The organism is Arthrobacter sp. 05L428 (assembly GCF_056397665.1).
In genome coordinates, this window is the sequence record NZ_JBFTNW010000001.1 from 221,921 (window position 1) to 234,656 (window position 12,736).

Annotated in this window: 10 protein-coding genes; 7 read left to right on the forward strand and 3 right to left on the reverse strand. The window is 68.6% G+C overall.

The window, feature by feature from the left end:
• Nucleotides 1-7 precede the first annotated feature (7 nt).
• Nucleotides 8-1,450, reverse strand: coding sequence for a PucR family transcriptional regulator (locus AC1DH3_RS01075; RefSeq protein ID WP_476908423.1), 1,443 nt, complete (start codon nt 1,448-1,450; stop codon nt 8-10).
• A gap of 159 nt (nt 1,451-1,609) precedes the next feature.
• Between AC1DH3_RS01075 and AC1DH3_RS01080 the strand changes: the two genes are divergently transcribed.
• Together AC1DH3_RS01080 and gabT are read left to right on the forward strand one after the other, a co-directional pair.
• Nucleotides 1,610-3,040: a gamma-aminobutyraldehyde dehydrogenase gene (locus tag AC1DH3_RS01080; RefSeq protein ID WP_476892063.1), complete on the forward strand. Its 1,431-nt coding sequence runs from the start codon at nt 1,610-1,612 to the stop codon at nt 3,038-3,040.
• A gap of 68 nt (nt 3,041-3,108) precedes the next feature.
• Nucleotides 3,109-4,464, forward strand: coding sequence for a 4-aminobutyrate--2-oxoglutarate transaminase (gene gabT, locus AC1DH3_RS01085; RefSeq protein ID WP_476908424.1), 1,356 nt, complete (start codon nt 3,109-3,111; stop codon nt 4,462-4,464).
• Between the two features lie 129 nt (nt 4,465-4,593).
• Here gabT and AC1DH3_RS01090 read toward each other — a convergent pair whose 3' ends face one another.
• Complete coding sequence (locus tag AC1DH3_RS01090; protein ID WP_476908425.1) at nt 4,594-5,427, reverse strand: AMIN-like domain-containing (lipo)protein; 834 nt, start codon at nt 5,425-5,427, stop codon at nt 4,594-4,596.
• Between the two features lie 190 nt (nt 5,428-5,617).
• Here AC1DH3_RS01090 and AC1DH3_RS01095 point away from each other — a divergent pair, with 190 nt between their 5' ends.
• Entirely contained in the window at nt 5,618-6,490 is an 873-nt protein-coding gene (locus tag AC1DH3_RS01095) for a universal stress protein (RefSeq protein WP_441416933.1), read from the forward strand.
• 29 nt (nt 6,491-6,519) lie between these two features.
• On the opposite strand, the gene rarD is transcribed toward AC1DH3_RS01095, so the two are convergent.
• Entirely contained in the window at nt 6,520-7,569 is a 1,050-nt protein-coding gene (gene rarD, locus AC1DH3_RS01100) for an EamA family transporter RarD (protein WP_441416934.1), read from the reverse strand.
• 180 nt (nt 7,570-7,749) lie between these two features.
• Here rarD and AC1DH3_RS01105 point away from each other — a divergent pair, with 180 nt between their 5' ends.
• The 4 genes from AC1DH3_RS01105 to AC1DH3_RS01120 all read left to right on the forward strand — a co-directional run bounded on the left by AC1DH3_RS01105 (nt 7,750) and on the right by AC1DH3_RS01120 (nt 12,653).
• Nucleotides 7,750-9,210, forward strand: coding sequence for an FAD-dependent oxidoreductase (locus AC1DH3_RS01105; RefSeq protein WP_441416935.1), 1,461 nt, complete (start codon nt 7,750-7,752; stop codon nt 9,208-9,210).
• 116 nt (nt 9,211-9,326) lie between these two features.
• Complete coding sequence (locus AC1DH3_RS01110) at nt 9,327-10,775, forward strand: amidase (protein ID WP_441416936.1); 1,449 nt, start codon at nt 9,327-9,329, stop codon at nt 10,773-10,775.
• A gap of 61 nt (nt 10,776-10,836) precedes the next feature.
• Complete coding sequence (locus AC1DH3_RS01115) at nt 10,837-11,124, forward strand: hypothetical protein (RefSeq protein ID WP_441416937.1); 288 nt, start codon at nt 10,837-10,839, stop codon at nt 11,122-11,124.
• 113 nt (nt 11,125-11,237) lie between these two features.
• Entirely contained in the window at nt 11,238-12,653 is a 1,416-nt protein-coding gene (locus AC1DH3_RS01120; RefSeq protein ID WP_441416938.1) for a GAF domain-containing protein, read from the forward strand.
• Nucleotides 12,654-12,736: the final 83 nt, after the last annotated feature.

A 12,736-nucleotide genomic window follows, 5' to 3' on the forward strand; every position in this document is an offset into this window, starting at 1 on the left:
GGGTGCGTCAGCGCGGCTGCCGGGCGCTGAGCCGCTGCACGGCCAGCGCCAGCCAGAGCTGAACCCGGTCCGCGGTCTGCGCCGGGTCGTAGCCGGTCAATTCGGTGATTTGCGCCAGCCGGTAGCGGACCGTGTTGCGGTGCAGGGTGAGCTCCTCGGCGACGGCGGCGACCGAGCCGTTGTTGCTCAGGTAACTCTCCAGTGTGGTCATCAGTTCGGCGCCGTGCGCGGCGTCGAAGTTCCGGAGCGGGTTCAGCGACTCGTTCGCCATGTCCGCCAGCGGAACGTCCTCGCTGGCCAGCAGCAGCGAGGTCAGGCTCAGCCGCTCCGGCTCGTTGACCGGCAGGCCGTGGCTGGCGGCGTCGCGGGCCTCGAAGTAGCTCCAGCGCAGGCCGTTCGGCTTCGTGTACGCCCCGCCGATGCCGATCGTGGCGTGGATGCCCGCCTCGGCGAGGTGGTCGCTGAGGCTCCGGGCCAGGGCGCCGGCGCCGCTGCCGTCGTCGTGCACCAGCACCACCAGGTCCTTGCCGACGACGGCGGTCACCGCCGCCGCCAGCGGCTGAGGCAGCGAGGAGCTGCCCAGCTGCTTGGCGTGGGCGGCAGATTCCGCCAGTAGGACCACGTTCTTGCGGGTGCTGTTGACGCCGATGCCGGCGAGCCGGCGGGTGGCTTCGGTGGCATCGAGGGTCCCGTGGATCACGTCCTCAAGCACTTGCCCGGCAAGGGCGCGCTGCGACTGGCGTTGCTTGACCATGTTGTTGAGCTCGACGCTGATCAGGTTCTGCGCATAGCCGATGATTCCGGAGTCTTCGAACGGGTGCCTGACCCACAGCGTGCAGGCGTCGCGGCGGCCGGTCGGGATCGGGTACGAGGCCCAGCCGTCCGCCGTGGGGGAGGGGTTGCCGGCGGCGCTGTTGTAGAGCTGCGCGGTGAACTGGGTCAGGACGATCTCGGTGCGCAGCATGGAGCCGAGGTGCCTGAGCAGCTCGGCGAGGCCGCCGCCGGTCAGCAGGGCGCGGGCCAAGACCTGGTGCCCCGCGATCAGGCGCTCCAGCTTGGCGTAGTGGTCCGCGGACTGGGCGTCGGCCACGAGCTTGCCGATGGCGATGAAGGGTGTCTCGTAGGGCACTTCCACCACCGGAAGGCCCCAGCGGTTGGCCTCGGCGATCAGGGCCGGCGGCACCGCGTCGTGTGTCAGCCCGATCCCGAAACCGATGCCCACGGCGCCGGCGCGTTGGACCTGGCGGACGAAGCGGCGCTGCTCCGGGGCGGTCCTGAGCCGCATCCCGGTGGTGAGGACCAGTTCCCCGCCGTTGAGGAAGCGCTGCGGGTCTTCCTGCTCCGTCACCGCGACCCAGTGGATGTCCTGGTGCCAGGTGGTCTCCGCGAGGCCCGATTTCGTCAGCTTGAGGGACGGAACCCCCAGCAGGGCCGCGAGTGAAATTGCCATGGAATCAGGATAGCCGGGGGCTGGTCAACCGCACTAAAGTCGCGCTGCTTCGGTGTGCAGCTGCCTATTCCCTGCCTTGCGTGCCTGGCATAGGCTCGGAGCAGTCGCAGATCCCTCATACCTGCCTTTCCGAGGCCAGCACGAAAGAGGTTGTACACCGTGGTTCAAACCTTGCAGAACTTCATCAACGGCGAGTTCGTCACCCCCGCCGGGACCGCCCTGCTGGACATTGTCAATCCCACCAACGGGGAGGTGGTGGCCAAGTCGCCGGTCTCGGTGCAGGCCGACGTCGACGCCGCCATGACCGCCGCGAAGGACGCCTTCGCCAGCTGGAAGCACGTCACCCCCGGCCAGCGCCAGCTCATGCTCCTCAAGCTCGCCGACGCCGTCGAAGCCAACAGTGACGAACTCGTCGAGGCCCAGCACCGCAACACCGGCCAGGTCCGCTCCCTGATCGCAGCCGAGGAGGTTGCCGCGGGGGCAGACCAGCTGCGCTTCTTCGCCGGTGCCGCCCGGATCCTGGAGGGCAAGTCCGCCGGTGAATACCTCGAGGGCCACACCTCCTACGTGCGCCGCGAACCGATCGGCGTCGTAGCGCAGGTTGCCCCCTGGAACTACCCGTTCCTGATGGCGATCTGGAAGATCGGCCCCGCACTGGCCGCCGGCAACACCGTGGTGCTCAAGCCTTCCGACACCACGCCGGAATCCACCCTGGTCCTGGCCCGCCTCGCCGGCGAGATCCTCCCCGCCGGCGTGCTCAACGTCGTCCTCGGCACCGGCGAGACCGGCGCCATGATGGTGGAGCACAAGGTCCCGGGCCTGGTCTCCATCACCGGTTCCGTCCGGGCCGGCATTGCTGTCGCCACCGGCGCCGCCAAAGGGCTCAAGCGCGCGCACCTGGAGCTCGGCGGCAAGGCACCGGCGATCGTGTTCAAGGACGCAGACATCAAGAAGAGCGCCGCGGCCATCGCCGAGTTCGCCTTCTTCAACGCCGGCCAGGACTGCACGGCAATCACCCGGGTCCTGGTCGAGGATTCCGTGCACGACGACGTCGTCGCCGCCATGGTGGAACACACCAAGACCCTGCACACCGGCTCGCAGAACGACGAAGACAACTACTTCGGCCCGCTGAACAACGTCAACCATTTCAACGCGGTCACCAACGTTGTTGAGCACCTGCCGGCGAACTGCAAGATTGAGACCGGCGGCCACCGGGCGGGGGAGAAGGGCTTCTTCTTCGAGCCCACCATTGTCACCGGCGCCAAGCAGACCGACGACATTGTCCAGAAGGAGACGTTCGGCCCGGTCATCACGGTGCAGAAGTTCAGCACCGAGGCCGAGGCGATCGAGCTGGCCAACGACGTCGAATACGCCCTCGCCTCCAGCGTCTGGACCACGGACCACGGCACCGCCATGCGGGTCAGCCGCGACCTGGACTTCGGTGCCGTCTGGATCAACACCCACATCCTGCTCACCGCCGAGATGCCGCACGGCGGCTTCAAGCAGTCCGGCTACGGCAAGGACCTCTCGATGTACGGCGTCGAGGACTACACCCGCATCAAGCACGTCATGAGTGCGCTCGATGCCTGACGCGGCTGCCTAACGCTCCCGCCAGACCCGGCCCCGCCGACCCTTACACGTTTAGAAAGGCCTTCCCCATGACCACCACAGCAAACGACCTCACCTACCGTCTGGAGCAGAAGCGCCGCGTCCAGGCCGACTTCCCCGGCCCCAAGTCCGTGTCCCTGACCGAGCGCCGCAAGGCGGTCGTCGCGTCCGGCGTCGCCTCCAGCGTCCCGGTCTACGTCGCCGACGCCGACGGCGGCATCATCCAGGACGTCGACGGCAACTCTTTCATCGACCTCGGCTCCGGCATCGCCGTGACCAGCGTCGGCGCCTCGGATCCCGCCGTCGTCGGCGCGGTGAAGGAAGCCGTGGAGCACTTCACCCACACCTGCTTCATGGTGACGCCCTACGAGGGCTACGTCGCCGTCGCCGAGCAGCTGAACCGGCTCACCCCGGGCGACCACGAGAAGCGGACCGTGCTGTTCAACTCGGGCGCCGAAGCCGTGGAGAACGCCGTCAAGGTGGCCCGCCTCGCCACCGGCCGGGACGCCGTCGTCGCCTTCGACCACGCCTACCACGGCCGGACCAACCTCACCATGGCGCTGACCGCCAAGGCGATGCCGTACAAGACCAACTTCGGCCCGTTCGCGCCCGAGGTGTACCGGATGCCGATGAGCTACCCGTACCGCGAGGAAAACCCGGAGATCACCGGCGCCGAGGCCGCCAAGCGTGCCATCACCATGATCGAGAAGCAGATCGGTGGCGAGTCGGTGGCCGCGATCATCATCGAACCCATCCAGGGTGAGGGCGGCTTCATCGTCCCGGCCGAGGGCTTCCTGCCGGCCCTTGCCGCCTGGGCCAAGGAGAAGGGCATCGTCTTCATTGCCGACGAGGTCCAGTCCGGGTTCTGCCGCACCGGCGAATGGTTCGCCGTGAACCACGAGGGTGTCATCCCGGACATCGTCACCATGGCCAAGGGAATCGCCGGCGGCATGCCGCTCTCCGCCATCACCGGCCGCGCCGACTTGCTCGACGCCGTCCACCCGGGCGGCCTCGGCGGCACCTACGGCGGCAACCCGGTGGCCTGTGCCGCGGCGCTGGCCTCCATCGGCTCGATGGAGCAGTACGACCTGAACGCCCGGGCCCGCCACATCGAGGAACTCGCCCTGGGCAAGCTGCGGGAGCTCGCGTCCGAGCTCACCGTGGTCGGTGACATCCGTGGCCGCGGCGCCATGCTCGCGATCGAACTGGTCCAGGCCGGCTCCAAGGAACCGAACCCGGAACTGACCAAGGCCGTTGCCGCTGCCTGCCTCAAAGAGGGTGTCATCATCCTCACCTGCGGCACCTACGGCAACGTGATCCGGCTGCTGCCGCCGCTGGTGATCAGCGACGAGCTGCTGCTGGACGGACTCGAGGTGCTGGCCGCGGCGGTCCGCGCCAACGCCTAAGCGCCGGCGGGAACCCCCAGCGGGACAACCCCAGCGGGACACCACCGGCGGGACACCCCCAGCGGGACACCACCGAGCAACATGAACGAGCCGCGGACCGAGAAGTCCGCGGCTCGTTCGCGTCCGGGCCTACTTCCAGGAGCTGGCGTCGAGCTGGATCGCGACGACGTACAGGTGCCGGCCCTGCTCGATCTTCTCCACCTCGTAGACCCGCACCTTGGTCTGCTGCACGGCGGTACCCGGGCGGCCGACGCCGATCCCATAACTAAGGACCCCTTCGAAGTCCCCGGCCGGGGCGTAGCGGGTGAGTGCCCGGTAGCCGATCGACGGGGCAGGGCTGCTCTTGACGGTGCTGCCCTTCCCGTCTGCGGTGTGCGCCTGGGCGCCGTGGAAGACAACTTTCAGGATGGCGCCCGTCCCGGGCATCGGCACGGGCAGGCCGCTGCCGTCGGCGATCAGTTCGGGGACGAACGAGATGTCGTAACTGGGAAAGGCGCCGTTGAACCGGAAGCTCAGCTGGTCATAGGGCGGGGTGTCCGAGGGGTGCTGGCCGGCGCCAATGGCGTACAGCGTGGGCAGGGGCTCCGCCGGCGGTGGGGCCAACGGTACGGGATTGCTGTGCGTGGTCTTGAACGGCGACTTCGCTCCAGGCCAGGCCCAGTCATGGGTAATGGTCGAGGAGATCACGCGGTCGCCGTCCTGCGGGGCTTTGGTCTCGTCGGAATCCGGAGACGGCGTCGCGGAGGCCGACGGCGTCGCCGAGGCGGTGGATGAGGGCGTCGCAGCGCCGGAAGGTGTGGAGGTCGACGTCGCCGATGCCGTCGCTGATTCCGTCGCCGACGCGGGGCTGCTCCCGGAGGGTTGGGGCGAAGAAGGGGTGCAGCCGGTCAGCGCGAACAGGAAGATCAGCGCTCCCAGCCCGCTCGTTTTTGCCGCGAACCCGGTGTTCCTGGTCAGACTCATGGTGAGCTCCCCTCCACGGCTTCAGCGTAGTCGCGGAAATTTGCGTGCCGCAGGGCCAAAAGTCACCCACTATTCCCCGCAACGCTGGGCTAGAGTCGTTCCTACCACTGCAGGAACGCAGACCGGCCGACGTCGCCCGGAACCCCGGAGCCAAGCTGGATTCTGCCCCAGACCCATAAGGGGTTCTTACATGCGATACGTAGTTGGCTACACACCCAACGACCGCGGCGCCGACGCCGTCGCCCTGGCTTCCGCCATGGCCCGCGCCCAGGGCGCGCACCTGGACCTGGTTCATGTGGTGGACCGGAACACACCCTATGTCGCGCTGAACCCGCAGGGAAACCGCGTCAGTGCCGCGGAGCAGTCCGTGCTGACGGCGGAGCGGCAGGGCCTGTCCCTGGTTCCGGAGGGCCTGGAGGCCAGGTTCCACGTGCGCCAGGCTGATTCCTTCGCCGCGGGACTGATCGACGCCGCCAAGGAATACCGCGCCGGCCTGATCGTCGTGGGTGCCGCGAACAGCGGCCTGTTCAAGCGGTACAGCGTTGGCAGCGTGGCCAACGCCCTGCTGCATGCCTCACCGGTGCCGGTTGCGCTGGCGCCCCGCGGCTACCGCAACACCGACCCCATCACCCGGCTGACCCTCGCCGTCGGCCAGCGTACCGGCGCGGAGGCGGCGATCGACGTCGCGATTGAGTCGGCCGAGCGCCGCGGCGTGCCGCTGCGGCTGGTCTCGCTCGTCGAACTGGACGCCGAGGGCGACGGCGGCGAAAACGTCAACGCCGCGCATGTCCACGCGAACACCGTCCTGAAGGCCGCGGCCGAGCGCCTGCCGGCGGGACACCACGTCACCGTGGAGGTCGCGCACGGCCGGACCATTGAGGAAGCCATCGATGACCTCGACTGGGACGACGCGGAGATTATGATTGTCGGTTCGTCCCGCCTGGCGGAGAAGAACAAGCTCTTCATCGGCAGCACGGCCAACAAGGTGCTCCGCGCCCTGCCGGTCCCCATGGTCGTAGTGCCGCGCGACTACGTGCGCATCGACACCAGCCCGGACGACTAAGCCGGCGCCGCCGCCTGGGCTGGTCTGCCCTAGGCGGCGGCGCGGGCCAGCCTGCGGGTGACGGAGTTCTTCCGGGCCGTCCGCAGCATGTCCGCCGTGAGCAGCAACAGCGCGAGCCAGACGACGCTGAAGCCGATCCAGCGCTCCGGGGTCATGGCCTCCTTGAACACCACCAGCGCCACGATGAACTGCAGTACCGGGGCGAAGTACTGCAGCAGCCCGATCGTGGTCATCGGCAGCCGCCGCGCGGAGGCGCCGAAGAACAGCAGCGGGACAGCGGTGATGACGCCGGACGCGGCAAGCAGCCAGAAGTGTCCGGCGCCGTTGGTGGTGAGCGAGGCGGCGCCGGTCAGGGCCAGGACGATCATGGTCACGCCGGCGATCGGCGCCAGCACGATGGTTTCCACCGACAGGCTGGTGATCGCGTCCGCCCGCGGACCCACACGTTTCTTGACGAAGCCGTAGAGGCCGAAACTGAACGCCAGGGTCAGGGCGATCCACGGGAGCTTGCCGTAGGAATATGTCAGTACGCCCACCGCGATGAAACCGACGACGACGGCGGCCCACTGCAGCGGCCGCAGTTTTTCCTTCAGGACAAAGACGCCCAGCAGCACGGACACGAGCGGGTTGATGAAGTAGCCCAGCGATGTTTCGACGGCCTGGCCGGTGGTCACGCCGTAGGTGTAGGTCAGCCAGTTGATCGCGATCAGGACGGCCGCGAGGGCCAGCGGACCGATCACGGTACGGTTCCGGAACGCGGCGCCGATCACCCGCCAGGCGCGGGTGACGGTGATCAGCAGGACGCAGAAGAGCAGGGACCAGACCACGCGGTTGGCCACGATCTCGACGGCGCTGGCCGGGTGCAGCACGAAGAAGTACAGCGGGAGCAGGCCCCATAAGCCGTAGGCGCCGATGCCGAACAGGATCCCCGCCGTCGTGTCCTTGTCCACTGCCTTGAGTCCAGGTGCCGCAGCGGGGCCAGCGGCGTCACCGGCGGCTCCGGTAGCGGGGGCAACGCCGCCCGGGGAAGTCAGGGATGCGGGAGCGGGGGATCCGTCGGAGATAGGCACAAGACCCATAACACCACCCCCGGCGCGGCTATTCCTGCCGCGGAGCCCGGCAGGGCGGCCGCGGCGTCTGCGATGTCCGTCACCTGCGTTCTCCCTCACCCGGGGACCACCCCACCGCGGGGGCATTTAGAATAGGGGACTGTGCGCTGTATCTGCCGGCGCACCCGCCAAGACTCAGAAGGGCTCCCGGTGTCCAACTCGGCCGAAACCTCGCCTGAAAGAACGACCAAACGTCCCCTCCGCGTTGCGATTGTCGGCGCCGGACCGGCCGGTGTCTACGCCGCGGACATCCTGACCAAGTCCAACGAGGTCAAGGACGGCGACTTCGAGGTCAGCATCGACCTGTTCGAGGCCTACCCGGCGCCCTACGGGCTCATCCGCTACGGCGTGGCGCCGGACCACCCGCGGATCAAGGGGATCGTGAACGCCCTGCACAAGGTGCTGGACCGCGGCGATATCCGCTTCCTCGGCAACGTCAGCTACGGCCGGGACCTGACCCTGCACGACTTCCGCGCTTTCTACGACGCCGTGATCTTCGCTACCGGCGCCATCAAGGACGCGGACCTGGACATTCCGGGAGTCGGGCTCGAAGGCTCGTTCGGCGGGGCCGACTTCGTCTCCTGGTACGACGGGCACCCGGACGTTCCCCGCGACTGGCCGCTGGAGGCCAAAGAAATCGCGGTGATCGGCAACGGCAACGTGGCCCTGGACGTCGCCCGGATGCTGGTCAAGCACGCAGATGACCTGCTGGTTACCGAGATTCCGGACAACGTCTACCAGGGGCTCAAGAATTCGCCGGTGACGGACGTGCACGTCTTTGGCCGCCGTGGACCGGCGCAGGTGAAGTTCACGCCGCTGGAGCTGCGCGAGCTCAGCCACGCGAAGGATGTGGACATCGTGCTCTACCCGGAGGACTTCGAATTCGACGAAGCCTCCGACGAGGCCATCCGCACGAACAACCAGATCAAGACCATGGTGAGCACCCTTGGCAACTGGCTCGTCGAGGAGCACGCCGAGGCCGAGGAACCGTCCTCCCGCCGGCTGCACCTGCACTTCCTGCACAATCCGGTCGAGATCCTCGGCGAAAAAACAGGCGACGCTGCGCATCCCGGCAAGGTGACGGGCATCAAGTTCGAGCGCATGCGGCTGGACGGCACGGGCAACGTCAAGGGCACCGGCGAGTTCGTCGATTACCCGGTCCAGGCCGTCTACCGCGCCATCGGGTACCACGGCTCCCAGCTCGACGAGCTGGAGTACGACGCGCGGCGCGGCGTCATCCCCAACGAAGGCGGCCGCGTGCTCGGCGCCGACGGCAAGCCCGTGCCCGGCATTTACGCCACGGGTTGGATCAAGCGCGGCCCGGTCGGCCTGATCGGCCACACCAAGGGAGATGCGCTGGAGACCATCGGCTTCCTGCTCGAGGACCGGCTGACCCTTCCGCCGGCCCAGAACCCGGATCCGCAGGCCATCATCGACCTGCTCGAAGAGCGCGGCATCCAGTACACCACCTGGGAAGGCTGGAACAAGCTGGACGCCCACGAGCTGGCCCTCGGCGCGGCGTGGACCGCTTCCCATCCGGACGACGGCGTGGTGCGCGAACGCATCAAGGTCGTGCCGCGGGAAGAGATGATCCGGATTTCCCGGGACTGAACCGCCGAACCGCAGTAGGCGTTGACCTGTTCCTGCGCTGCGCCCGGACGTAGAATTCACCCGCGGGGACTGCAACGGCTCGCTCATAGCCCCGGGTCCCCCTCCGGGAGGCAGCCGTGGATGACGAACTTCGGTGGATGGACGGGACAGGGCAGTCCGATCTGGTCCGCTCCGGCCAGGTTAGTGCGGCAGAACTCCTCGCCGAGGCGAGGGAACGGATCAGGGTACTGAACCCAGCCCTGAATGCCGTGATTGTCGAGCTGGACGGGGACGCTCCCAACACCGGCAGCGCCCAGCCCGGTGACGTCTTCTCCGATGCTCTTCCTTTCCCCGGCGTGCCGTTCCTCGTCAAGGATCTGGCGCTGGAAATTGCCGGAACGCCCTTCTCCGAAGGCTCCCGCTGGCTTGCGGGGAACGTCTCCCGCCACGACCAGGAGCTCGCAGGCCGCTTCCGCCGCGCCGGACTGGCCGTCATCGGCAAGACCAACACCTGTGAGTTCGGCCTGAGCCCGCACTGCGAACCGCTCCTGCACGGGGCTACACGCAACCCGTGGGACTTGTCCTTGTCCACGAGCGGATCGAGCGGCGGGTCGGCAGCGGCAGTCGCGGCGGGGATCGTTCCGATGGCCCACGGCAACGACCTCGGCGGGTCGCTGCGCTATCCGGCGGCATGGTGCGGAGTGTTCGGTCTCAAACCGACCCGCAGCCGTGTGCCGCTGGGGCCGGAATACGGCGACGTTGTTGGCGGCCTCGCTGCCGAATTCGCCTTGACCCGCACGGTCCGCGACGCGGCGGCGCTGCTCGACGCCGTCGCGGGTGCGGCTCCGGGGGACCCCTACCGGGCCCCGCCGCAGCTCCGTCCCTATGTGGCCGAAACCGCGACACCACCGGGACGGCTGAGGATCGCGGCCACTGCTACCCCCAACCGCGGCCAGCCGGTTCATCCTGACTATCTACGGGTCTTCGACGCGACCGTGGACTTGCTGAGCGACCTCGGTCACGAGCTCGAGGAAGGGCGCCCGGCGCCGCTGGACCGGGCCGGACGCCGGGCCCTCCGCGACGTGTACGCTGCTGCAGCGGCCTGGATCGAGGGGTACTGGACTCGGCGACTGGGGCGGGGGCCCGAACCGGGCGAGCTGGAGCTCTACACCGAAGTCCTGTTCGGGCGCGGCCGGAACGTCAGCGCGGGGGACTACCTGCAGGGCGTGGAGGAACTGCAGCGTTTCAGCCGCCGCGTTGCCGGCTTCTTCGAGCTGTACGATCTCTGGCTGACGCCGACGGTCGGCTGGCCGCCGCTTCCGCTGGGCACGCTCACGGCGACTCCGGAGAACCCCCTCCGCGGGGAGCAGGAGGCCGGCCGTTTCCTGATGTTCGACGGAGAGTACGCAAACGTCACAGGCAACCCGGCCATGTCCATTCCGCTGGGCACGGATTCCGCCGGGCTGCCCGTCGGGATGTCTTTCCTCGCGGGTTTCGGCGCCGAAGCAAGTCTCTTCAGGCTTGCTGCCCAGCTTGAACAGGCCAGACCCTGGGCCGGGCGACGGCCCGCAACCACTGCGCGGTGAGCCTCCGCGAGGACCGCGCCGGAGAAACCAAACACCGCAATCAATGCAAAGGAGACAGGCAATGTATCTGGGAATGTACAGCTTCCGCGGGAACCCGGCGGAGCTCCTTGCAGCACACGACCGGATGCTGGCGCTCTTGCCCGCCGGCCAACTGGAATTCCATCTTTGCGTGCAGACCGATGAAGGCATCGTTGTCCTGGATACCTGCCCTAGCAGGGAGGTTTTTGACGGCTTCAGCAGCAGCGCGGAATTCCGGAAACTTACTGCCGACGCCGGCCTGCCCAGCCCCGAGATCCGGGCTCTTGGCGAGATTCAAAGCTACGTTCTTCCGTCGGGCGCCACTGGCTGAGGCCCGGGCGGGTGCATTCCCAATCTCCCGGCACGGAACTAGACTGGGCCGGACGACGCTGCCTCCGGCATGCGGTCGCGCGCTGAAGAGTGTGCCAGCCAGGTGGGAGTTCAATGAGGAATCCGGTCGAGCAGACGGCCCCGCGCGGCTCCGGCCACGGCCTGAGCCCGGAGTTGCGCCAGCAGTATGCCTACGCGGGGCACGAGCAACTGGACTCCATAGGCCTGGGCGGTGAGCAGCCGCCCGGGCTCCGCAGCCTGATCCGGGAATCCTGGCAGCGCTCCGCGCAACTGCACGCCAACCCGGACAACCCCGAAGCCCCGCTGGCCATGGACCGCGAGGAACTCGAGGAATACCGCCGGCAGCACCCGCTGGCCGCGATCATGCCCGTGATCCACAAACTGCTGGTCCTGCCCAGCCACGACAGCGGCATGCTGGTGGCCGTCGGGGACGAGGTGGGCCGGCTGCTCTGGGTCGAAGGGGACCCCGCCATGCAGCGCCGCGCCGAGGGGATGATGTTCGTCCCCGGCGCAGACTGGTCCGAGGCCACCGTGGGCACCAGCGCCCCCGGCACCGCGCTCGCCCTTGGCCGCGGCATCCAGATCGCCGGCGCCGAACACTACAAACGCTCCGTCCACCCCTGGAGCTGCACGGCCGTGCCGTTCCACGACCCGGATTCCGGGGCCCTGCTGGGCGTCGTCGACATCACCGGCACCGAATCCGCCGTCGCGCCGCACACCCTGTCCCTCGTCGAGGCGACCGTAGCCGCCGCGCAGGCGCACCTGCGGGTGGAGCGCCTCCAGCTTGCCGCCGCCCGGCAGGCCGCCCCGGTTCGACGCCGGCAGACCGCCGCCGCGTCTCGCGCCGGGTCCGACGCCGCGTCCGGCGGAGCGCGACCCGCCCGGGCGGGCTCCAGGGCGCCCGGCAGCCTGTACCGCAACAGCCTGCAGCTGCTCGGCCGCGACCAGGCCGTATTGAGCATCGACGGCCGCACCGTCACGCTTTCGGCCCGGCACAGCGAAATCCTCACCCTGCTGAGCACGCATCCGGAAGGCCTCAACGCCGAGGAGCTGAGCTCGCTGCTCTACCCGCGCGACGGCTCCACCATGACGTTGCGCGCCGAGATGGTGCGGCTGCGCAAGGTCCTGCAGCAGCTCAATCCGGACGCCGTCCCGGAGTCCAGGCCGTACCGCCTCCCGGTGGACCTCGTGCCGGACTCCGGCCAGATCCTCAGCTGCCTGCAGCGCGGCGCGCACCGGATCGCGCTGGAAATCTACCGCGGCGCGGTCCTGCCGCGCTCCGAGGCGCCGGGGATCACCGAGCTCCGCAGCCGCGTCTCGTCCCTGCTGCGCGAGGCCGTACTGACCGACGGCAGCGCCGAATCGCTGCTGAAATATGCCGAACTGCCGGAAGCGCGGGACGACGTCGAGGTCCGCACTGCCGCGCTGAAGCTGCTGCCGCCGCGCTCGCCCAGGCGCGCCGCCGTCGTCGCGGACCTGGAGCGGCTCGAAGCCGAATTCGGCGCCTGAGCAGGACGCGCTCTCGGCGCTGCATGGCGCACAAAGAAGTCCCCGCCGGCGTCGTCTGCGCCGGCGGGGACTTCTTTGCCGAG